Here is a 22,532-nt window from a genome sequence, read left to right as displayed (position 1 = left end):
CGCTTGTCGCTTGGGGAAACGGAGGGCTGTCAGCGCTCAGCGGGATTAGGCTTTAGGCTTTAGGCTTTAGGCGTTAGAAGTGCCGTAAGCTGTAAGCCGTGAGCCCGTTCTACGGAGCACGGAGCACGGAGCACGGAGCACGCTCCATCTGCTAGCAGCCAGGAGCTAGGAGCCAGCATCCCCCATCGTCTTAATTACTTTCTTAATATCTCTTTCGAGCTTGACGCGGGGGAGCATTACGCTGTGGCCGCACTTTAAGCACTTAATGCGAAAGTCCATACCCGTGCGCAGCACTTCCCACTGCACGCCACCGCAGGGATGCCCTTTCTTTAGCTCGAGCACATCGCCTACAAATAGCTTCATCGGCATGGGGCAACCCTCCTCACTATCCCGTCTAGTCGTCAATCATGCGGGGATTAGCCGTCTCTTGGGGCATAAGCACCGTGCGCGGATAGGGCGTGTGGATACCTTCGCGGTCAAAGGCGAGCTTGACGCGCCGCCTAATTTCCCGCTCGACGTCCCACTGTCGCATGGGCTCTGTGCGCGCCCACAGGCGAAAGACGACTGCGGCTTCAGTGATGTCTACAATCCCTAAAACTAGCGGCCCTTCTACCACCGCCGGGGTGTCTTGAGCCACCTCTGTAGCTACCGCCTCGAGAATTTGCCGCACGCGCTCGGGGTTTTCCTCGTGTGCAACTCTGATGTCGACCATGGCCCTCAGGTAACCGCGGTTGTGGTTACTGACTTTGTCGATAGTGCCATTGGGGACAATATGCAGCACACCGCTAAAATCGCGCAGTCTGGTGACGCGCAACCCAACTTCCTCAACAACTCCGGCTACGCCTACCGCTTCAATGTAGTCGCCGACGGCAAACTGGTCTTCAAAGAGAATAAAGAACCCGGTTAAAACGTCTCGCACTAGGTTCTGTGCGCCAAAGCCTACAGCTAAGCCGACAATGCCGGCGCTGGCAATAATCGAAGCGGTGGGAACACCTAAGGCTTCAATGACGGTAATGGCGACAAAAAAGTAAATGGCATAGCGCAACACGCTCTTTAGCAGGGCCTCTAAGGTCTTGGCTTTGCGCATGTCTAGCTTTAGACCCGTGTTCTTGCCGCTAAAGAGCCTCGTAATCAAGGCGGTGCCTAGCCGCATAGCCAGTAAGGCCGCGCCAAGCATGATGGTCACCCGCAAGAGAATTACAATGAGCGGCATAAAGGGCAGCAAAACCGGAAACTGCCGCAAATAATCTTCTAGCGGTCCGAGCATAACGCGCTCCTCCTATTCAACCGGCAAGTAGGGTTCGCCGAGCTTCTCCGGCATGCGGTAGGCGCCCGCAAAGGGCACTTGCGCTGTGTCGAGCATTGTCTTCACCCGGGCAAAGTCGTCTCGCCGCACAAGAAGACTAAGCCCGCAGCTTAGGGTAAGTTCGCGCGGGGGAGGAAGCAGTTCGTGCCACACCCGCTGCTCAAGTAGCGCGCTTTCTGCGGCAAGCGCATGGTGTGTCGTGGCAAATATGAGTAAGATCCGCACATGCACACTCCTAAGTCAGAGGCGATATAGGTTCAGGTAATGAAGTATGGCGAGTAGCACATCGGCAAGTCGCGAATGCCGGAGATGCTCTACTAGCATTGGTGGGAGTAAGCCTGTAATAACTAGCGGTGCTACTATGGCTACCAGTATAGCACATACGGCGATGCTCTGCGCTAACCCTAAGGCTAGGCCCAGTACCCGACTGCCGCGTGCGAGCGATGGCGGCAGTGCCCGCACGACGCGGATGCTCACAAAGTTGAGTAGCCATCTAATCACCAAAAAGAGCGCGATAAAGCACGCCAAGTTAAGCATGGCTGTAGCTACGACGCGGCGCGCAGCTAAACTCATTGCCTCTACATCGGCGGTAATGTCTCGCAGCCAGGCCTTACGGATGGCTGCCGCGATTGTTTCCGGTAGTTCTGCCTCCGTGAGCCACATTAGTCCCCGCGCAACCTCTGTGCCGGGCCCGGCGGGCAGCGAAATCACTACATCAAGGAAGCCCTCGACTCGCGTCGGGATAGCAGTCGTTCCCAAGAACCCCACGGCATACTGATGCAGGAGCAATGCCACCAAAAAAGCTGTGATGTTTTTCGTCAGCCGCGAGGCGTGCTTTCTGTCTTTGGCGAGCTTTGGCTTTAGAATAGCGAGCGCTATGACCCCTACCAGCAAAAGGTCAATCAGGCTCACTATGTTCAGTCCCCCCTAACCTGTACGACCTGACCATCGCCCTTAATGATGAGATAATGTGCCCCGTCAAGTGATGCCACACGGTACGCTTCCTGCCACGTGTGCTGCAGGCTCCACTTTGGCTCGCCGGTGTGGCTGCTGAGGGTGGCGCTTGTCGTGGTACCTATGAATATGTCGCGCGACTCCGGTGCAGTACTGAGCGCCACAATCGGCTGGCGACTGCGATGCTCAAACGCTACTTTGCCGTCTTCTCCTAGAACTACAGCGCGATACTCGGGCCTAAAATTGAGCAGCGACCTGCGCAAAACACTAAAGACGACATGCTGCCCTAAAGATGCTAAGTTCTCGACGGCTCCTCCGGCATCATGCCGCAGTGTTAGCCGCCCTTGCCGGTCAAAGAAATGTATGCTGTTGCCGGCGGTAACCGCCACGCCTGCGCCGTCAGCACGCACGGCCAAATACCCCGGGCGTTCGTCGAGATTATGCGCAAACAGCTTTTCTCCGTGGCGACTGTAGACGGTAAGGCTTCCCGTCACATTGGAGGCAAAGCTTAAGGACAAAAGGGCAACGGTATTGCCGTTTTGTGACTGCTTAACGGCTAACGGCTGCTGCTCCGATAGGCTGTGCCGCCAAGCTAGGTGCCCAAGCGCTGAATAGAACGCGACCTCCGTGCGCAGTGAGAGAGGGTCGACTTCGGGCACGGTAAAGGCCACGAACACTTCGCCTGTCTGGTTAATGGACAATGCCTGTAGCGAACCAGGGGAAGTTACTGCCAAGACCAACTTCTGGCGCGCGTGATAAACGTAAAACCTCTGTTGTCCCACTTCGCCTACGACGATGTATCGCCCACTCGACGCGACAAGTGCGTTGTCCACCGGCACAGTCTCAGCCCACTGCTCGTCACCTAGAGCATTAAGAAACCGCACCACCGTGCGCGTGCCTTCTCTGTGGACGGCCCAAACGCCGGTTTGGGCGCTGGCAATAAAGAGCGGCTGCCCGTGCGCTCTGGTATCGATGAGGGAGACGACCGGCGCCTCGTTGTTCGGGGAGGCCTGTTCGGGGGGAAAGGGATTGACTCCCGGACGCAACAAAAAGATGCTACTCATCCCTAACAAAAGCAGAAAGAAGACAACCCACAAGTATGGCTTCTCTGTACGTCTAGGCTCCTCCTCGTCCCACACTCTGATTACCCCCTATATCTCAATTACAGACCCTGCATACACCACCTCTGTCCCCCATATACTACGATAAACGCAAGGGGGAGGGGGTGGCCGAGTGGGTTCCTTCGGTTCGGTCTGGGCGAACCTGCGCTCCACGGAAACTCGAGTTCACGTAGACTCGCACGGCGCGCGACAGACAATACAGAAGGCCCTGTTGCACGTAGTAGATAGCCAGAGGGGCGCGCCTACGCTCATCGTCGTATGTATAGGCACGGACCGCTCCACCGGCGACGCGCTCGGCCCGATTATCGGCACACTGCTTAAGGACAAAAAACCTCCCGGCTTATGCGTTTACGGCACACTTGAACAGCCGGTGCATGCCATCAACCTGCACGAAGTAACCGCCCCCTTAAGCGTTAGACACAGCAACGCCTTCGTGCTGGCCGTGGATGCCTGCTTAGGCAAATCGGAGAACATCGGTGTAATTACCGTAGGCCAAGGGAGTCTCAGACCCGGGGCCGGGGTAAACAAGGAGCTCCCCGCCGTGGGGGACGCCTACATTACCGGGGTAGTCAATGTAGGCGGATTTATGGAGTATTTTGTCCTACAAAACACCCGCCTCTACCTCGTATACCGTCTGGCCCAGACGATAGCCGACGGCATACTGGCGTTTGCCTCCGCGTGGGAGTCAAAACGCACCTGTTCTATGTAGTTCTATCTAGGCTGAGGCAGCAGCATATCGATTTGTTCGCCCGTAACTACAAACTCCTGCGGCAGTCGACCTACCAGTTCCCCGTCGGCTTGTGCCGCGAGCGTGTGCGGCGAACTGAGTTTTACGCGTTTGGCCCGCCGGAACTCCACCGCCGGGTGAGAGACGTGGTCGCCGGTCATCACGCGCGGCAGGACACGGAGCAGCCCCAACTTGGAAGTCTCGTGGATAATATAGACATCGAGCAAACCGTCGTCTACTGCCGCGGTGGGTGCTATCATAAACCCACCCCCAAAGTAACGGGCATTAGCCACGGCCACCATCCATACTTTGGTGGAAATGCGCTGCTCGTCAAGCTCAATAGCCATCTCGCGCGGCGAAAACACCGCTAACTGGCGCAAAATAGAGGCGATGTACGCGGTAGCCCCCGAGAAATAGCGTTTGCCCCATACGTTGGCCATGTGTCCTACCTCGGCATCGAAACCCGCGCCGGCGACATTGATAAAGTACCGCCCGTCGGCGCGGCACAAATCCACGGGGCGGGTATGGCCTTCGGCCAACACACGACATGCCTTGCTAACCTCCCCGTTCTTTAGGCCGAATGTGCGCCCAAAGTCGTTGCCGGAGCCGGCAGGTATAAAGCCGAGTGTGGCCTTAGAACCGGCCAGTCCGTTAACTACTTCGTTTAGGGTGCCGTCGCCGCCCATGGAGACCACGACGCCAAAGCCCTCGCGCACGGCTTGGCGTGCCAGATCCTCCCCATGCCCACGTTTCTCGGTAAAAAAGCTCTTTACTTTGACGTTGTATTGTTCTAGGGCGGCTGTCACTTCAGGATATTTTCGCCGACACTTGCCGTAGCCGGCGGTGAGGTTTACAATTAGGGCTATTTCCTGCACGTAGCATCCTCCAAAACATCAGGGCCCAAAGCGCGCGGCTTTGGGCTCTCTGCTACTCTTTTTTCGCTGGCGCCGTGGTTTGCGCTTCGGCGGTATGCATGCGACATTGTCCCTGGAAGATGGCCCCGTCCGCTATGACAACCTTGCCAACCTCTATGTCGCCGTACACCTTGCCCGTGGCCGAGATTTCCAGTATGCCGGAGGTTTTTATGCCGCCCCTGACGGTACCCGCCACCTGCAGGTTGCGCGCCTCTACAGCAGAGACGACTAACCCGCCCTCGCCGACGACTACATCGCCGGAGCTCGTAATCTTACCCTCGCACTTGCCATCTATGCGCAGAGTGCCCTTAATTTCCAAGTCGCCTGTAAAGACTGTCCCTGCACCAATAATCGTGTCTACTCGGTCATTAATCCGTTCGTCTCTAATGTCTGCGCGCTGCTTAGGTTGCCCGAACAGAACGTTCACCTGCCCTCTGGTAAAAATCGCGTGGGATTAACAGGCTGGCCGTTGACCCGCACTTCGTAATGCAAATGCGGCGCGGTAGAGCGGCCTGTGCTCCCTACTAGCCCAATTGCCTGGCCCTTTGTCACCTGCTGCCCGACCCGCACATTAATGCGGTGCAGGTGGGCGTAGACCGTGCTCATACCAAAACCGTGGTCGATAAATATGGCGTTGCCATAGCCCCCGTTCCATCCCGCAACGCGCACAACACCGTTGGCAGCGGCAAAGACAGAGGTGCCGCGCGGGGCAGCGATATCTACCCCTTCGTGTAGTTCCCACGAGCCGCCAAAAGGTGAGCGCCTGCGGCCAAAGCCTGAGGTGAGTTCGCCGTTTGTAGGCCAAAGGGACGGGGTGGCGGCCTCGCGTTTGCGCTGCAACTCGACCTTGCGTTCTAGGTCTTGCAGGCTGTCTTCGGTCTCAGGGATGGCTTCCTTGATTTCCTCGATGCTCTGCTGCGTGCGAATAATTGTGGCTGCTAAGCTCGTACCCCGGCTAGCTGTGCTGAGGCGCGCCTCGCGCGTGGCGCTCTGGTTTTCTGTCGGGCGAGTTACGGCAGAGGCTTGCGCTGCAGGGGTAAGGCGCATCATCGTACGAATGGAGCTATCTAGCGCCTGAATCTCGGCTAGCTGCCCTTGTAGCTCTGTAGTCTGACGCGCGAGAAACAAAATATGCTCCTGCTGTTGGCGGTTTTCGGCCAACAGGCCATGGTAATTTGCCAGCTGTAGCTTGGTCTGGCGCAAAGAATAGACAAGGCTAATGGAACTAATCAAAAGTACAATGAGGGCAATGCCCGCCCATTGCACCCACCGCTGTGACAGACGAAAGGCGTACGGCTCATCGCTGCCGTGGGGGATAATCATGATGGTGAATTCTTGCCCTAGCCCAGAACTTGGACCTTTTGGTTTAGGGTGCAATACCACCACTCCTTTCTTATCGCAGGAAGTAACATTCGCCGTCGCGGCTGCAAATCCTCCCGAATATCACAATTTGATTACATTTTTTTAGCGTGAGCTTTGCCCTTGGCCTGTGCTACTGCTGCCATCTCTTCGCTGCTCAACGGGAAAGTGGACTGCCCCGCCACGATGGGCTTGGCATATACCCTGGCCTCTGCTCGGCCGTAGAGGGAACTCATGACTACGCCACTCCCAGAAGCGTCCAGCAGAGCGAGCGCAAAGCTCATTTCGCCACCGGTGTCCGAAAAAGCGTTAAAGCGCACTAGACCTACCTGCTGTACGGCGAAAGGCAGTCTTTGCTCAAGCTCGCGCAAGTGCCTCGCGTGCCCCTCTGTGTCTGACTCTAAGCGTGACGTGCGTTCACCTAAGCGCATGAGCAATGCTTCGAGGTTCCCGCCTGTCGTACCTACCATAAACGCGCGGTACATGCGCCTCGCTGCCTTTAATTCACGTATGGCGTACACAGACAGCGCTATTGCGAAAATCGCTAGGAGTAAGACTGCGAGCACAGCGAACTCGGTTGCGGTCAGATAATTCAAGAATATTCCCCCTAGCAAAGTCTATGGTCAGCAAACAAGTCTAGACTAGTCCACGCGGCCGCGCGCGGTGACCGGCCATACTTCGTCGCTCTCCGCTAAGTGCAGGTTGTCGGCAAGGTTAACTGCCACGCAGGCATGGTTAGGGATAACCTTGAGCTCTGTGCCTATAGCTGGGACGGCCTGCGCGCTTACTACCACTCCGTGCTCTTCAGAGAGACGCTCAATCGTCAGCTCGGGATGCTCTAGGATAGTGCCAAAGCCGGTGACAATGCTCATCCCATGGGCACCCTTATCTAGCCCCAACACTTTGCTGCCGGCATCGATGACACAGCGGTGGTCTGTCGGCCTGCTAACGACTGTAGCCTGCACAGAGAGAGCACATGCCGACAACGGAACTACCCCGAGACCTACTTGAATGGCGTCATAAAAGACGTAATTGCCAGGCCTTATCTCGGTGATGCCCGGTATTTTGAGATTGTGTCGTGCAGTAGGGGTAGAGCCTGTGCTGACGACTTCGAGCACAATGCCGTGACGCTTTAGGTCACGTGCGAGATCAGCCATAACTTGCGCTTCTTCTAAGCCTATAGCTTCCACGCGGTCAGGCGACGCGCCGTAGGCATGACCGGCGTGCGTAAAGATGCCTTTTAGGCAGAGCGATGGCAGTTCGCGCAGTGCGCGCGCAAGGTCGTAGACGGCCTGCGGAGGCACACCGCAGCGCTTGAGACCTGTATCGACTTCGATTAGTACGTCTAGCGGCCGCGCGGGGTCAAAGTGCTCCGCCATGTGGCGAGCGGCGAAGTAATCGTCGACAGCCACCGATACCTTAACACGTTTCGCTAGATTCGCCAAGCGAGTCAGTTTGTCCTGACCGATCAGCGGATAAGCAATGAAGATGTCCGTCGCGCCGCAGTCAGCCATGGCCGTGGCCTCGCCTAGCTTCGCAACCGTAATGCCTATGGCGCCGGCCGCGAGCTGCCTGTGCATTATTTGGCCGCATTTGTGCGCCTTAATATGCGGCCGCAGCTTAACCTGTGCCAAGTCGGCGGCTGCCTGCATGGCGCAGATGTTTTTTTCTAACTGCTCTTTGTCTAGGACCAAGCGAGGCGTAGACATTCACGCCATTCCTTTCCATAAGCGTTGTCGGATATTGTCTTAACGGCGGTGCCACACTACGGATGATAGTTGGCCGAAACCGAGGTGAAGACGATTTTGACCACACCCCAGACCATCTACTTAATTGCCGTAACCATGTACTTCGTGCTTTTTCTCATGTTTTGCCGATTCTTTTTGTGGAAACGATACAGCGAGGGCCGTTACTGGCGCGTCAGGCCAAAACTTAGTCAAGCCGATATCACAGCGCTCGCCGTGAAGCAGCAAAAAGACATTCCTTTCTTCTCTATCTTAGTGCCTGCGCGCAACGAAGCACAAGTAATTGAGAAAACCGTGAAGCACATGCTAGGGCTTAATTATCCCAAAAACGCTTACGAAATAATAGTAGTCACAGACGAAAAGGAGGCCCTAGAAAGTGCGCGCGTGCGCCCACTGGTAGTACGGGAGACGCTAGCCTTTTTGCGCGGGAAGCCTCCGGATGATGCTAGACGTGCCCAGGTGCGCACGCTCGCCCTCGGAGTGTTGAGTGAGCTGGCTCTACGGGAGTATCGCACGCGTGACTTGCGCGACCACGCCTGGCTTACGCCATTGGTCTTAACGCAGGGCGACTTGGGACGTTGTCGGGACATCATTGCGGCACTCTCAAACGACTTGGTCGCAACGCGCGGCCGCCTGAGCATGGGCAAGATATACTGTCTGCTGCGGCGCGCCTTCCCGGAGTGTGACGACAAGGAAATTGCCCGCCTGTACCCTAACTACTTGTGCTTAACTTTGCCGGTAGTGGCCGCCTACGCCAAGCTATGCGGCGAGCGAGACGAGCGTCTGCTGCGTTCGGTGTTCACTTTCACTACTAAGGCCAATCATCGCGTTACACAGGACTTGCTGTCGCGTTTTACCGCACTGATTACCGCAGATATGTTAACTTACCTAAAGGCGTCGTTAGAACAAGGGGAGGGGGAGGAGCTGTGCGTGCGGCTTGCTGCGTGGTGTTTTCCGACCACGCAAGACGTGCTTGCGCGCGTAGGGAGCGAACTCCCGGCCGATGCCCCGCAGTTTAAGCATGTTACCGTGCCCTTTGACTACGACGGGCATTGCCCCGGGAGGTTGACCGGGACCGCTGTCCCTTCCACAAAAGGGCGGGCACTAAACTACGCGTTGGCTAGCAGCATCTCAGAGAAAACTACTATCTGCGGCTTTTACGATGCCGAGAGCCGGCCGGCGCCCGACGTGTTACTTTATGTGGCGCACAAGAAACTTAGTGACAGCAGCACTGCCATTTGGCAGGGGCCTGTTTTTCAGGTGCGCAATTTCTACGAGATGGGGGCGTTCAGTAAGATTGCCTCGCTCTATCAAGCGGTAGCGCACGACTGGTACTTACCTGTAGTCTTTCGCAGGCTGCCCTTTGCGGGGGGCACCAATCTGTACGTGGACTACGCCCTCCTCGTCGAACTTAAGGGGTACGACCACCAAATCCTTACCGAAGACCTAGAACTCGGCACCCGCGCCTACCTTACCACCGGCGCCTGGCCCGAGTACCTGCCTTACGCAAGCAGCGAACAAACGCCGCCGCACTTTCAGTCATTCTATAAACAGCGGCTGCGTTGGGGCACCGGTCATCTGCAGATCTTAGATAAAATCCGCCTTACAGAAGGGTGCAAAGCGGAGCGCAAGGCGAAGCTGCTCCGCCAGCTGACGCTCAAAGGCCCTGTGGAATGGACGTTCTACCAAGCGGTTACCCTTCTGCCGCCGACCATGCTGCTCTTGTATTGGACGGGGAATGTAGACCCGACGGTGCTACCGGACGTCGTGCGCATGCTGCTACATGTGCTAAGCCTAGTGTACGTGACCTTTACCTTTTATGCCTTTTACCGGTACTACACCCACATCGACCGCACCGGGCGGCCATTAACGTGGTATGGCCATGTAGGCGTGGCTATGGAGCTGTGCTTTCTGCCGTTTGCCGCATTTTTCTTTCCTGTGCCCTATACCAGTGCCATGGTACTAAAAGCGATGGGGAAACACCCCACCGCTTGGACCAAGACGCCGCGGACGAGTGAGTAGGGGAGTTATAGAGCCCTTTCCCAGCAGTTCATGATTCACGATTCCTGATTCATGATTACCCGCGGTTCACTGCTCAAAGCTCAAAGCCCGCCCCTACTCCTCGTCTAGGGCCTGCTGATGGAACGCCGCAAGCTTCTTCTCGACTAGTCGGAAGATAGAGCCTTCTGTGTATTCACCTGTGCTGTCGCGCTCGCCTGCGGGCATGCCGGTTAACGCTTCGATGCCCTCTTCGATGGTCCGTACAGCGTAGATGTGAAAGTTACCGGCTTTGACCGCCTCCAGAACTTCGCTGTGCAACATGAGTTGTCGCTTGTTTTGGACGGGGATAAGTACTCCTTGTTCGCCGGTCAAGCCTTGTTTTTGGCACAAGCGGTAGAACCCCTCGATTTTTTCGTTGACGCCGCCTATCGGCTGGATTTCGCCTTTTTGGTTGACCGAGCCGGTGACAGCTATACCTTGCTTAAGCGGCACGTCGGCAAGGCTTGACAACAAGGCGTAAAGCTCGGCACTTGAGGCGCTGTCGCCGTCCACGCCGTCATAGGATTGCTCGAAGCACAGTGTAGCCGTAAGCGTGAGGGGGAACTTCTGCGCAAACTTAGCGCCTAAGTAGCCGCCAATAATCAGTACGCCTTTGTTGTGTATGCGTCCGCTTAGCTGGGCTTCTTTCTCGATGTTGATAACGCCCTTCTTGCCGGTAAAGGTGTTAACGGTTATGCGCGCCGGCTTGCCGAAAGAGTAGTCGCCCATGTTCAGCACTGCCAAGCCGTTTATCTGCCCGACCGCTACGCCCTGCACGTCCATGAGATACGTGCCGTCGGCAAAGAGCTCGTGAATCTTCTGTTCGTATTTGTCGGCGCGGTAGCGCTTTTCGCTCAGGGTTTTGGTGATATGGCGTTCTTCTACGAGGGTTGCCCCTTCAAGGGAGGCCCAGGAATTTGCCTCGGCTAGAAGCTCCACGATGTCGTTAAAGCGCGTGCTGAGCTTGCTTTGGTTTCCGGCGAGGCGTGAGCTGTAATCTATTACGGCTGCTACCGCCGCGCGGTGGAAGTTGTGCAGCCCCCTGTCGCGGCAGTGCCGGCTAATAAACGCGGCCATCTTAAGGATGTTCTCGTCTTCTCGCGTCATCTCGGTTTCGAAATCCACTTTGATCTTAAAGAGCTTGCGGAAGTCCTCATCATAACGATAGAGCAGCATGTAGATATCGTAGCTGCCAATAAGAATAACTTTTACGTCAAGCGGGATAGGCTGTGGCCTTAACCCGGTGATAACACCGCTGCTGCCGTCAGGGACGTTCTCGACTCGAACCTGCTTGTTCTTTACGGCGCGCTTTAAGGCCTTCCAGGAGTGTGCATTGCTGAAAAGGTCTTCGGCCTGCACGATTAAGTAGCCGCCGTTAGCGCGGTGTAATGAGCCGGCCTTCACTTTGGTTAAGTTCGTAATGAGCGTGCCCATGCTTGGCTGAAACTCAATCATACCGAACATGTTGTAGTAGCTCGCGTTAGTCTCAAACACCACTGGGGCTCCCTGAACTTGGCCGTTGTCCACGAACAAGTTAACCTTGTACTTTATATCCCAGCCCTCTTTGTTTTGAGCGCGCATGGCAGCGGCTCTATCCTCGTCCTGCTGCCCGTCATCAGGGTAGAAGTGTCTTAAGTGCCTGTAGATATCCTGCTCTAAGTTACTCAGGTATTTTTGGGCTTCCTGGTTAGCTTCGAACTTTTTGCGGATACTCTCAAGCAACGGGAAGACGATAGAAGCGCCGGCTTTGCGCTCTAACGCCTGCAGCTTTTCCTGCACTTCGCGCTCTAGTGAGCCAAGCTCTTCAAACAGGGGCTCGGCCTCTTTTTGGTAGCTTTGAATGCGCTTGTTGATGCCCTCTAGCGTCGCCGCATCGAGCTCCTGCAGACGCTGTTCATTCAGCGGTTGCCCGTCGAGTGTAGGAATAGTCACATAGCCCTTGCCGGTTGGCTTGAAGAGCAACTGCTGAGCTTTGGCGAGCCCGCTTAGTTTCTCTAGCACGGCCATTGTCTGGCTCTGAAACTGCTGTACGGCTTCGTTGCGCAGGTTACGGAACTCGTCGCTCTCAAAGGCTTTAGGAATGTCGTCGCGGATGCGAGCGACAAAGGACTCTATCTGCTCCTTAAACTGGCCGCCCGCCCCCGGCGTGAAGGCTAGGGCTAAGGGGCTGTCGGGCTGATCAAAATCATAGACATAGCACCAGTCACTCGGGGTAGGCTGCTCTTTGGCGCGCTCGGCGACAATGGACTTGGTGTAGCTATTGCGGCCGGTGCCTGTGATGCCCATGAGATAAATGTTGTACCCTTCGTCCGTCATGCGCAGGCCAAAAGCGAGCGCGTTCGCGGCCCTGTCTTGGCCGATGATGCCCTCAAGCGGGGGGACTTCTGCTGTAGTCTCAAACGTGAAAAGTCGGTCGCTCGACGCGGCTGTGAGGTCCTTTAAAGATAGCCTTTCTACCACATTCCTGCTCCTCTCGCATTCTATTTCACATGGCAATTGTCACACAGCTTGCGCAAATTGCCAAGAAGCAGCGGGGACGGATCTTTGAAGGTTCCCGCCCCAAGCCACAAGGGACAAGCCACAAGCGACATGCTCACCGCTACTTTAGCCTGCGATCATTTCGCGTCAGGTCGTTATAGCTTTCGCGCTCAATAATCAGTCGGGCGACACCATCTTTGGCGAGCACGACCGCCGGTCGGGGGAGGCGATTGTAGTTGCTGGCCATGCTGTAGGTGTACGCTCCGGTGGTGTGTACGGCCAAGATGTCGCCGCTCTGCACGATTGGGAGAGGGTGGTCCCAGATTAAGATGTCGCCACTCTCGCAGGCTTTACCGGCTATTGTGTAAACAGCGCTGTTTGCCTCATTTCTGCGGGATGCTAGTGAGCAGGTGTACTTGGCCTGATACAGCGCTACGCGAGGGTTATCGGCCATGCCGCCGTCGATACTTACGAAGCGGCGCCCGGTCGATGTGCCCTTGATTGCGCCTACGCGGTAAAGCGTTGTCCCGGCGGGCCCGACTATGGAACGCCCGGGCTCTATAGTCAGACGCGGGGAAATCTTCTGGTCGTCCATGTGTCGCGTTGCAGTCTCAAGCAGCACTGCACACAATTCCTCGATTGTGGCTGGCTTATCGTCTATCGTGTACTGAACGGCAAGCCCGCCGCCTAAGTTCACTTCAAGCGGCGACCACTTATGCAATGCGATGTAGCGGCGTATGCCCGCAAACAGCGCTTCTGTGGCGCGCGCAAAGGCATGTAAGTCCGCAATCTGCGAGCCGATGTGACTATGAAACCCTAACAGGGTGAGCCTCGGGTCTTCTAGGGCATCGGCCACAAGGTCGTCAAGGGTCTGGCTATTTAGTCCTAGCCCAAACTTCGAGTCGACGTGACCAGTCATGACATAAGGGTGAGTTGCCGCATCTACCCCTACCGCCACGCGCAGGAGTATATTCACGGGTTTGCCGCCCGCCGCCGCTATCTCCTTTAGAGTATGGTACTCATAGGCGTTGTCTACGACGACACAGCCGACGCCCTCGCTAACGGCCATGGTCAGTTCGGCGTGAGACTTGTTGTTACCGTGAAAATAGATTCGCTCCGGTGGAAAGCCCGCCTGTAACGCGGTGTAAAGCTCTCCACCGGATACTACGTCGAGGTACAAGCCTTCTTCCTCTACTATCTGGCACATAGCCAAACACAGAAAGGCCTTGCCGGCGTAGGCAACGCGATTCTGATTGTGCGCAAAACTTGCCATATACCGCCGACAATTGTCGCGGATCATGTCCTCGTCGTAGCAAATGAGCGGGGTGCCATACCTCTGTGCGAGCTCGACAGCGTCACAGCCGCCGATCATGTCTCTTACTGTCAAAGCTTGTTCCGCCTTTCGAGAGTGAATGTGTCACTAGATGTGTCGCTAGGGATGTGTCGCTTGAGATGTGTCGCTTGAGACTTGTCGCTTGTCGCTTGTCGCTTGAGATAACGCAGGGGCTGTCAGCTCTCAGCTCTCAGCTCTCAGCCTTCGCTTAGGGCTGTAGGCCGTAAGCTGTCAGCCGTGAGCCGTAAGCTGTGAGCCGCGGTTCATCATGAAGCAAAAAGCTCCGTCCCTTTTGCTTCAGTGATGCCGAGGCCGGGGGAGGAGGGAAGTACGATTTTTGGCCCGGCGAAGCTGATGCCGCCTTCGATAGGCTCCGTAGTTAGCAGCAGAGGTGCGTCTAGGTCCATACGGGTAATGTTGCTCTTGGCAGCCGCAAGATGAGCGGCTGCGGTTACGCCTATCTTGTTCTCAATCATGCAGCCGACCATGCACTCGACCCCCGCACTCTCTGCCAAGGCGTTAATCTTTAGTGCGTTGTGGATGCCGCCCGCCTTCATAAGCTTGATGTTAATCAGGTCGACGGCCCGCATGCTGAGCACGCGCAAAGCGTCCTCGGGCGAGAACACGCTTTCGTCGGCCATAATGGGAGTTGAGACGTTGTCGGTAACCTGTTTTAGTCCCTCAATATCGTGCGCTTTGACAGGTTGTTCGACTAGCTCTATATCGAGCCCAGCGTCTTCCATGGCCCGTATAACGCGTATTGCGTCTTTGGCCTTCCAGCCTTGATTGGCATCGAGCCGGAGCTTCACCGCAGCGCCAACTGCTTGGCGGATGCCTTTTACCCTGTCTAAGTCCTCGCTAGCGTTTAGCCCCACCTTTAACTTCAACATGGTGAATCCGTCGTTGACCGCTCGCAACGCATCCGCCACCATCTCGTCAATGCGGTTAATGCTCACGGTAATATCCGTTTCGAACATGCTCTTGTGTCCGCCAAGTAACTTGTAGAGGGGCGCGCCGTACATCTGCCCGACTAAGTCGTAGATAGCCATGTCAAGTGCTGCCTTAGCACTCGGATTGCGCACGAGGGCGCTGTTAAGACGAGTAAGCGCCGCTTCGTAGTTTGTGACGTCTTGCCCTATAAATAGAGGTGTAAGCACTTCATTAAGCGCACCGGCAATCGAGCCTAAGGTATCGCCGGTAATTACCGCCGTAGGAGAGGCTGCTCCGTAACCCACAAGGTCATTATCTAGTCGCACCTTGACTATTAATGTCTCTGACACTGTAAGTACGCGGAGCGCCGTCTTAAAAGGCTTAACTAGCGGCACGGTGAGTCTGTGCGTCTCAACGGCGGCTATCTTCACACCGGACACCTCCTAGCACTCTTCTGGCGCCGAGATAGTTTTTATCGAGCTCTTCGCTGTAGTTTTCGTCGCTGGGAATAAAGCTGTTAATGGCCACGCCGCGCGACGACCCCGCGTGGATGTATTGGCCTGCGCCAAGGTAGAAGCCGACATGTGACGCACCTGCCCTGTAAGTACTCCAAAACACTAAGTCGCCTATATCGAGCGCGGCGCGCTCTACAGCCACGCCCTGCTCGTACTGCTGATAGGCATCGCGCAAGACAAAGATGCCATGCATCTTCAACAAGGTTTGCACAAATCCGGAGCAGTCGAAGCCATACGGCGTGGTACCGCCCCAAAAATACGGCAGCCCCAAGAACTCCTTGGCTAAGGCGACGAGCTCCCGGGCTTCACCTAGCGGCATCTTGCCAAAGCGCGGGATTATACGCCCCGCGCAGCGCTGTATGTACCCTGTTGTGCCGCTAGGTATCTCAACCTGATAGACTGTGTCGTCCTCGTCCACTAACTTAAGCTCTGTACCCATAGTCGCCGCGCTAACGAGTTGTCCTGCCGCCTGGCCCACTAGAGAGCATGCGCGCTCACTGTAGATATAAGTAAAGTGCGCCGTAACTAATACCTGCGGCGAGTCTTGGTAGGCGCGCCAGTAGTCTTCGTCCACCAACACAATATCTAGCGGGCTCACCCAGCCCTGATACGTGTCTGACATCTGCACCTTGTACCAGCCACGCTCTTGCTCCAACACCAGCACCGGCTCACCTAGCCTCGCCTGTGTTACCACCGTCTTGACCACATTCTTGTACGGTCCCTCGCCTAAGCTTACATACTCGCGCACTACGAAGCCATGTTTAAGTAGCATGAATTGTCACCTCCTGCAGAAGAGTGTCGCTTGTGGGGGCCGCCAGCCGCCAGGCTCCAGCCGTGAGCCAGCACCCCCCCCGTTTCCCCTAAGTGCAAAGTGCGAAGTGCAAAGTGCCAAGCGTGAAGCAAAAAGCTCCGTCCCTTTTGCTTCCCTTTTGCTTCAGCCGGCCCAGGTGTGTAGTTCGCGTTCGCTGCCGAGCACGAAGTGGCCGGGGCGAACTTCGGCCCAGAGGGGTGGTGTTTGCGAGTAGTCATGTTGAGAGGGGTCATAGGGGAGGGGTCGGCGCTTGCGCTGTTCCACGGGGTTAGGTAGGGGCACGGCGGAGAGAAGGGAGCGCGTGTAAGGGTGTAGAGGGAAGGAGAAAAGTTCTTCTGTTTCCGCGAGTTCCACAATCTTGCCCTTACACAAGACAGCGACGCGGTCAGTTATAAAGCGCACTACCGATAGGTCGTGGGCAATAAAGATATAGGTGAGTCCTTTCTCGCGCTGCAGGGTAGCCAAGAGATTAAGTATTTGGGCTCGTATGGAAACGTCGAGGGCGGAAATGGGCTCGTCGGCAATGATTATTTCGGGCTCCATGATTAGGGCGCGCGCAACGCCGATACGCTGCCGCTGCCCGCCTGAGAATTCATGCGGAAAGCGCGAGGCGAATTCCGGCAGCAAGCCGACCTCACGCAAACTGGCTTCTACTTTTGCCTGACGCTCCCCCTCGTCGCGGTAAGCCTTGGTGTTGTAAAGCCCTTCCGAGACGATGTAGTCTACCTTAGCTCGCTCGTTAAGGGAGGCCATGGGGTCTTGGAAAATCATCTGAATGCGCCTTGTTACCTCGGCGTCAAGCTCAGGCGATATTTTGCCGCTGATGCGCTGCCCCTTAAAGAAGACCTCGCCGCTAGATGCTTCGTTGATGCGCACGATAGTGCGCCCGATAGTCGTCTTCCCTGAACCTGATTCGCCCACCACTCCGAGGGTCTCGCCCCGCCACAGCTTAAAGCTCACGTCGTTGACGGCCGTGAGGGATTGGCGCGACCCTCTCTGCGTGAACACAACACTGACGTTCTTGAGCTCCAATAATACTTCGCGGTCCGTCATGCTCGCATCGCTCCTCCCCCGAAATTAGTCCTGAGATGTTTGATGGCGGGCGGAGGTTCTACGGCCGGGGCACGCGGGTCAAGCAGCCAGGTCTTGGCATAATGTGTATCGCTCACCTGAAAGATAGGAGGACGGGCCACGAAGTCTACTTTGAGCGCGAGGGGATTGCGCGGCGCAAAGGCATCGCCCACAATCTCGCTAAACAGATTAGGGGGTGTACCGGAGATAGAGAAAAGCGGCTCGCCTTTAACTCCAAGCTGCGGCAGACTAGACAATAGCGCCCACGTGTAGGGGTGCTGGGCGTTGTAGAAAATCTCTTCTACCAGGCCGCACTCCACGATGTCCCCGGCGTACATAACCGCAACTTTGTCCGCAACATGCGCCACGACGCCTAGGTCGTGGGTGATATAGATTACGGTGAGTTTGTGCTGCTCTTGTAGGCGGCGGATAAGCTCAAGAATTTGGGCTTGTATAGTTACGTCTAATGCCGTGGTAGGCTCGTCGCAGATTAGGAGCTGCGGCTGGCAGGCCATGGCAATGGCAATCACCACGCGCTGGCGCATGCCGCCGGAGAACTCGTGCGGGTATTGCCGATAGCGCTCCCGCGGCGAGGGGATGCCGACTTCAGCTAGTAGTTCGACGGCGCGCTCCTTAGACGCGTTGCCGCTAATGCCTTGGTGCAGCCTTACAGTTTCTTCTATTTGGAGGCCTACGGTTCTCAGGGGATTGAGAGCAGTCATCGGGTCCTGAAAAACCATGGCAATTTTCTTGCCGCGAATGCGTATCCACTGCTTTTCGCCTTTGTATGTCGCAAGATCTTCGCCTGCAAAGAGAATCGAACCGCTGTCCACCCAACCGTTAGCGTCGAGCATACCGACAAAAGTCTTGGCTAAGACCGATTTGCCTGAGCCCGACTCGCCGACGATGGCTAATGTTTTCCCCTGCGGGACATCTAGGGAGGCCTCGCGTATGGCCGTCAACACGCGCCCGCGCAGGCTAAATTTCACAACCAAACCTCGCACCGAAATAAGGTTTTCTGTCATTTGGTCGCCTCCTGCCTCTACGTGTGATTGCGCGGGTCGGCCGCATCGGAGAATGCGTTGCCGATGATGTAGAAAGAAATAGTAATGAGTGACAGCACGACGGAGGGGAAGATTAGCTGGTAGCGCATCGCGGGTATCATCATTAGCTGCCGTCCTTCGTTTACCAGGTTGCCAAGCGAGGGGATGTGGAGCGGAAGGCCGAGCCCGATGTAGGAGAGGAAGACCTCCGAGGCAATGGCTGCGGGTATGGTAAGCGCAAATCGCAACATAATGACCGAGACAAGATAGGGCAGGATGTTCTTGGTAATGATTCGCCCGGTAGGCGTGCCCAAGCACCGCGAGGCTAAGTTGTATTCGCGGTCGCGTATAATCATGACCTGTGTGCGGACAAAACGGGTCATGCCCACCCAGCCTAAAGCACACATGGCGATGATTAAAGTAGTGACGCTCGGGCGTAGCATATAGGCCAGTAGAATCATTACGATTGTGGTGGGAATGTTATCCAAGACATTGTAGATTTCGGTCATGATCCTGTCGATACTGCGCACATAACCCCAGATGGCCCCGACGATGATGCCTAAGGTGGTGTTCCATGTAGCCACCAAAATGGCAATCAGCAGCGAAGTGCGCGTACCGGTCCAAATGCGCGCCCAAAGATCCTGCCCGATGGAATTAGTACCGAACCAAAACTCGGCGCCGGGCCGCACGTTGCGCACATGGCGAAACGTCTCGGGGTCGATGTTAATTAAATTGGGGTCGCGCTGTCCGGGCAAGAAGGGCTGGATAAGGGTGAAGGTAAGCAGTACGCCGAGAATGGCCAAGGCGATAACCGCCTGCCTGCTTTGCAGAAACTTAGTGACGGTGGCCCGCCAGTAGGAATAGTTCGAGTAGCCGGTGCGCTCGCCAGCGGCCAGATCAAAACTGGCGAAGTCAAAGAGCTCGGGCCCGAGGTTTTGTATGTCCAAGCGCGCCATCAACGTGCCCCCTCTCGTTTCTCGAGCCGAATGCGCGGGTCTATCGCGGCCAAGAGCACGTCACCTAAGAACAACCCAAATACGCCTATGGTCGAGTAGATTAGCACCAGCGATTGCACGAGCGGGTTGTCTTGGCGGCTGATGGCGTCAATGAGCAGGCCGCCCATGCCGGGAATCGAGTACAACGATTCGATAAACAAAGAGCCAGCTATTGTCATTAAAATAGTCGTAGGCAGATGCTGGGCCAGCGGCACAAAGCCGTTGCGTAGGACATGCCTAAACATAACTTGGGTGTTTGACAACCCCTTGACACGTGCAAGTTTTATGTAGTCGCGGTTTAGTTCGTCGACCATAAAGCGCCGCAACCAAAGCGCATAACTGGCGATACCGCCTAAAGACATGCTCACCGCGGGCAGTATCCAACTAACCGGACGCGTCGGGTTAAACAAGATGGGCAGCTTAAAGTAGTAGGTCACATAAAGTTGTATAAACAAGAGATACACGACCGCCGGCACAGCGTTAATCAGCACCACATAGGCTCCGCCGAGGTGGTCGAGAAGCTTGTCTTTTTCGCGCGCCTGAAAGATGCCAAGCAGTAGGCCAAACGTCAAGGAGATAGCCAGGGAGGCCAGACCAAAGGCTAACGAGTAAGGTATACGCGGCGCGATAATCTCGGTAACCGGGATATGCGGTCGCAAGATGATAGATGTGCCGAGGTACCCGCGGGCTAGATCGGAGTAAAAATTTATGAGCTGCACAAACCAGGGGTCTAACAGGCCCATCTGGTCGAGAATGGCCTCGCGCTGCACCGGCGTCAAGCGGTCGTACCCGTCTCCGAAGTAACCTTCAAGCGGCAAAAGGCGCATCAGTAGGAATACAAAGGTGATAACAATCAGCACCGTGACCAGCGAGTGTAGTCCGCGCCGCAGCGCGTATTTTAAGAGGCCTATGTTACTTCCCCCTCGGTAAAGCTTTTAATTGAGGAGGGGTCGCTTTGGCGACCCCTCGATCGTCCTAAGACTCTCTGTCCTTACTGCCCCCAGCGCTTAAGCTCTGCGGCACGCTGACGCTGCCACTCGGCTTCAGCTTGGTTAAACTGCTCCATGTTCATGGGGCGCTCTAGGATAATCTGGCGCTCAAAGCTTAGGCCCGCGACGCCAAAGGCAGCGAAGGCGCCGGTGAACGGATGTAAGCGCGAGGCTACGTAGCCTCCGCCACCGCGGCGATAGGGAATGACGTAGGCGTTTTCTATGAGGTAGGCCTCAGCCTGTGCAAAGAGCTCAAAGCGCCGGCGTACATTCAGCAGCTCTGCATTTGCCTGCTCAATAAGTCGGTCAAAGTTGCCTGTCCAGCCTTGGGCTGTGTTAATCGGGCTGTACGTATTTCCGGGCAGGAAGGGATCGAAATAGGTTCTGGGGTCGCCATAGTCGGGTCCCCAGTTTACTTCTTGGAAGGCATAATTGCCTGCCCTACGCGTAGCATCGAGGAAGCCTGTGGGCGGGAAGCCGACCGGCACGACGTCAATAAACCCTCTGCCCAGAACGCTTTCTAGTTGCTGCTCCATGACCTGTACGCGATTCACCCAATCGGGCGAGCCGGTATTAAAGGGCATCATCATGCGGATGGGGAATGTTGCGCCTTGGGCCCTAAGCTCAACCTGCGCTCGGTTTCTAAACTCAAGTGCTTGGCGGCGGTCAAGTAAATTTGTGGTACGCAGACGTGCCAAGGGTGGTAGCTCCGTATAGTCCAGACCGTCCACGGTGACAAATCCGTGCGGTATAATCGTGTTCTGCAGCTGACGTTCGGGATTGTACGGGTCAAACGTCATCATCGCAGCTATGCGGTCGAGGCCGTGGAAGACCGCCTTGCGGAAGTTGACGTTGTTGACCGCAAGGCGCCAGTTATCGGGTTGGTGCTCTGCCGCAAATCTTGGGTTAAAGTTAAAGGCGAACCAGAACGAGAAGTTGCCGACGGCGGCAGGACGAACTAAGTTGCGGCGAGCGGGGTCTTGCAGCCAGCCGTCGAGGATGGCAATAGGGATGGATGCCGCTGTTATTTCGCCCCGGAAGAACATTTCCGGCGCTAGGGCAGCAGCTTCGCGGTTAAAGCGGTAGCTTAGTCGCTGAATATGGACATTGGCCCTCTCCCAATAGCGCTCATTGCGCACAAACTCGCGTCCCTGCTGCGGTATGTGACTGGTAAGTATGTAGGGACCGTTATAGAGCAAAGTGGTATGGTCTGTGCCAAAGCGCGCTCCGGTTTCGGTAAGGAAACGCCCGTTAGCTGGGAAGAAGGGGACGTAAGTTAACATGCTCAGGAAATAGGGGACGGGACTAATGAGCGTATACTCTACGGTGTAGCGGTCGACCGCGCGAATGCCGACTGTGGAGAAGTCGGTGGTGCGTGCGTTGAAGAAATCCTCTGCTCCTCTGATGACGCGCCAGACAATGTTGGCTGTACGCGAGGCATTAGCGGGGGTCAGCACGTATCGCATGGCGTCGACAAAATCCTGTGCGGTCGTCTCAGCGTACTCGCGCCCTTCCCACGTCAGCCAGGGCACACCCTGACGCAGAGTGAAGGTGTAGGTTAAGCCGTCGGGCGAAACGCGCCAATGGCGAGCGAGCGAGGGATAGAGAATGCCGAATTCGTCATATTGCACCAGTGCAGATACGGTGTTAGCGGCGATGACATGCTCGGCCGAGGTCGCCGTCACTAAGTAGTTGAGCGTGGTCAGTTCGCCCGAATAGACGGTGTTAAAGTCGCCTACCGAGCGGGGTGCCGGGCGAGGAGTCAGGGGGGTGTGGGTGATGGCTACGGAGTTAGTCGCATCGACCCATTCCACTGTGGCGCCTAGGCTCTCGGCCACAAAACGGAGCGGAACCATGGTTCGTCCTTGAATGATGACAGGGGCGACATCGAGGTTCATCTCGCGACCGGTGCGCCAGGCGCGCGGGCTACCCGGGTTTAGTAGAACAAACTGCGGTCCGAAGTAGCCGGCTACTAGATTGGCGCGTTCGTCCCATTCCACTTGCGCGCCTAAAGCTTCAAAGATGGCGCGGAAGGGTACTAGAGTGCGCCCGTTGCGTATGACAGGAGCAACATCCGCGACCAGCGCTCTGCCATTTACTGTAACGGAAATGGGTCGGTTCGCCTGAGCGACAAAGTGCAGTTGTGTCGAAGTGAGCAAGAGAGCCAGAAATAGAACTACGGCCATGGTTTTCCTGTACAA

Annotated in this window: 21 protein-coding genes; 2 read left to right on the top strand and 19 right to left on the bottom strand. The window is 56.1% G+C overall.

All coding sequences use genetic code 11. From position 1 onward, the window contains the following. Nucleotides 1-165: 165 nt before the first annotated feature. Genes KGZ66_04860 through KGZ66_04840 form a run of 5 tightly spaced genes read right to left on the bottom strand, consistent with a single transcriptional unit; the run spans nucleotide 166 to nucleotide 3,399 of the window. Nucleotides 166-363: a DUF951 domain-containing protein gene (locus KGZ66_04860; protein ID MBS3984920.1), complete on the bottom strand. Its 198-nt coding sequence runs from the start codon at nucleotides 361-363 to the stop codon at nucleotides 166-168. Nucleotides 364-394: 31 nt separating this feature from the next. Further along, nucleotides 395-1,267 carry a mechanosensitive ion channel family protein gene (locus KGZ66_04855; GenBank protein MBS3984919.1) on the bottom strand — a complete coding sequence of 291 codons (873 nt, stop codon included), beginning with the start codon at nucleotides 1,265-1,267 and terminating at the stop codon, nucleotides 395-397. Between the two features lie 12 nt (nucleotides 1,268-1,279). Beyond that, nucleotides 1,280-1,531, bottom strand: coding sequence for a DUF3343 domain-containing protein (locus KGZ66_04850; protein MBS3984918.1), 252 nt, complete (start codon nucleotides 1,529-1,531; stop codon nucleotides 1,280-1,282). 15 nt (nucleotides 1,532-1,546) lie between these two features. Continuing rightward, nucleotides 1,547-2,218, bottom strand: a complete 672-nt coding sequence (locus KGZ66_04845; protein MBS3984917.1) for a hypothetical protein — start codon at nucleotides 2,216-2,218, stop codon at nucleotides 1,547-1,549. Nucleotides 2,219-2,223: 5 nt separating this feature from the next. Continuing rightward, the gene (locus KGZ66_04840) at nucleotides 2,224-3,399 is read right to left on the bottom strand and encodes a hypothetical protein (protein MBS3984916.1); all 1,176 of its coding nucleotides are present in this window, start codon (nucleotides 3,397-3,399) and stop codon (nucleotides 2,224-2,226) included. Between the two features lie 94 nt (nucleotides 3,400-3,493). Here KGZ66_04840 and yyaC point away from each other — a divergent pair, with 94 nt between their 5' ends. Continuing rightward, on the top strand, nucleotides 3,494-4,090 hold the full coding sequence (yyaC, locus tag KGZ66_04835; protein MBS3984915.1) for a spore protease YyaC: 597 nt from the start codon (nucleotides 3,494-3,496) through the stop codon (nucleotides 4,088-4,090). A 2-nt stretch (nucleotides 4,091-4,092) separates the two neighbouring features. On the opposite strand, the gene KGZ66_04830 is transcribed toward yyaC, so the two are convergent. From KGZ66_04830 to KGZ66_04810, 5 genes are all read right to left on the bottom strand, one after another. Then, nucleotides 4,093-4,983: a diacylglycerol kinase family lipid kinase gene (locus tag KGZ66_04830; protein MBS3984914.1), complete on the bottom strand. Its 891-nt coding sequence runs from the start codon at nucleotides 4,981-4,983 to the stop codon at nucleotides 4,093-4,095. 52 nt (nucleotides 4,984-5,035) lie between these two features. Beyond that, nucleotides 5,036-5,449 carry a polymer-forming cytoskeletal protein gene (locus KGZ66_04825; protein ID MBS3984913.1) on the bottom strand — a complete coding sequence of 138 codons (414 nt, stop codon included), beginning with the start codon at nucleotides 5,447-5,449 and terminating at the stop codon, nucleotides 5,036-5,038. Beyond that, complete coding sequence (locus tag KGZ66_04820; GenBank protein ID MBS3984912.1) at nucleotides 5,446-6,399, bottom strand: peptidoglycan DD-metalloendopeptidase family protein; 954 nt, start codon at nucleotides 6,397-6,399, stop codon at nucleotides 5,446-5,448. The genes KGZ66_04825 and KGZ66_04820 overlap by 4 nt, the downstream gene beginning before the upstream one ends. A 77-nt stretch (nucleotides 6,400-6,476) precedes the next feature. Further along, the gene (locus KGZ66_04815; protein MBS3984911.1) at nucleotides 6,477-6,995 is read right to left on the bottom strand and encodes a DUF4446 family protein; all 519 of its coding nucleotides are present in this window, start codon (nucleotides 6,993-6,995) and stop codon (nucleotides 6,477-6,479) included. 27 nt (nucleotides 6,996-7,022) lie between these two features. Then, entirely contained in the window at nucleotides 7,023-8,090 is a 1,068-nt protein-coding gene (locus KGZ66_04810) for an alanine racemase (GenBank protein ID MBS3984910.1), read from the bottom strand. Between the two features lie 96 nt (nucleotides 8,091-8,186). On the opposite strand from KGZ66_04810, the gene KGZ66_04805 reads away from it, so the two are divergent. Then, nucleotides 8,187-10,148: a glycosyltransferase gene (locus tag KGZ66_04805; protein MBS3984909.1), complete on the top strand. Its 1,962-nt coding sequence runs from the start codon at nucleotides 8,187-8,189 to the stop codon at nucleotides 10,146-10,148. A gap of 93 nt (nucleotides 10,149-10,241) precedes the next feature. On the opposite strand, the gene KGZ66_04800 is transcribed toward KGZ66_04805, so the two are convergent. The 9 genes from KGZ66_04800 to KGZ66_04760 all read right to left on the bottom strand — a co-directional run bounded on the left by KGZ66_04800 (nucleotide 10,242) and on the right by KGZ66_04760 (nucleotide 22,532). Further along, nucleotides 10,242-12,626 carry an AAA family ATPase gene (locus KGZ66_04800; protein ID MBS3984908.1) on the bottom strand — a complete coding sequence of 795 codons (2,385 nt, stop codon included), beginning with the start codon at nucleotides 12,624-12,626 and terminating at the stop codon, nucleotides 10,242-10,244. A 139-nt stretch (nucleotides 12,627-12,765) separates the two neighbouring features. Further along, complete coding sequence (lysA, locus tag KGZ66_04795; protein MBS3984907.1) at nucleotides 12,766-14,016, bottom strand: diaminopimelate decarboxylase; 1,251 nt, start codon at nucleotides 14,014-14,016, stop codon at nucleotides 12,766-12,768. 227 nt (nucleotides 14,017-14,243) lie between these two features. After that, entirely contained in the window at nucleotides 14,244-15,338 is a 1,095-nt protein-coding gene (locus KGZ66_04790; protein ID MBS3984906.1) for a dipeptide epimerase, read from the bottom strand. After that, on the bottom strand, nucleotides 15,319-16,194 hold the full coding sequence (locus tag KGZ66_04785) for a C40 family peptidase (GenBank protein ID MBS3984905.1): 876 nt from the start codon (nucleotides 16,192-16,194) through the stop codon (nucleotides 15,319-15,321). Before KGZ66_04785 ends, KGZ66_04790 begins: the two co-directional genes overlap by 20 nt. Before the next feature lie 162 nt (nucleotides 16,195-16,356). Beyond that, nucleotides 16,357-17,286, bottom strand: coding sequence for an ATP-binding cassette domain-containing protein (locus KGZ66_04780; GenBank protein MBS3984904.1), 930 nt, complete (start codon nucleotides 17,284-17,286; stop codon nucleotides 16,357-16,359). Next, a complete protein-coding gene (locus KGZ66_04775; GenBank protein ID MBS3984903.1) occupies nucleotides 17,283-18,329 on the bottom strand; it encodes an ABC transporter ATP-binding protein in 1,047 nt (348 codons plus the stop codon). The genes KGZ66_04780 and KGZ66_04775 overlap by 4 nt, the downstream gene beginning before the upstream one ends. 17 nt (nucleotides 18,330-18,346) lie before the next feature. Further along, a complete protein-coding gene (locus KGZ66_04770) occupies nucleotides 18,347-19,303 on the bottom strand; it encodes an ABC transporter permease (protein ID MBS3984902.1) in 957 nt (318 codons plus the stop codon). Then, entirely contained in the window at nucleotides 19,303-20,202 is a 900-nt protein-coding gene (locus tag KGZ66_04765) for an ABC transporter permease (protein MBS3984901.1), read from the bottom strand. The genes KGZ66_04770 and KGZ66_04765 overlap by 1 nt, the downstream gene beginning before the upstream one ends. A 131-nt stretch (nucleotides 20,203-20,333) precedes the next feature. Further along, complete coding sequence (locus KGZ66_04760) at nucleotides 20,334-22,532, bottom strand: hypothetical protein (GenBank protein ID MBS3984900.1); 2,199 nt, start codon at nucleotides 22,530-22,532, stop codon at nucleotides 20,334-20,336.

The organism is Selenomonadales bacterium, assembly GCA_018335585.1.
Lineage (GTDB): Bacteria > Bacillota > UBA994 > UBA994 > UBA994 > UBA994.
Note: the sequence above shows the minus strand (reverse complement) of the source record. Positions and strands in the feature narration are given on the sequence as shown.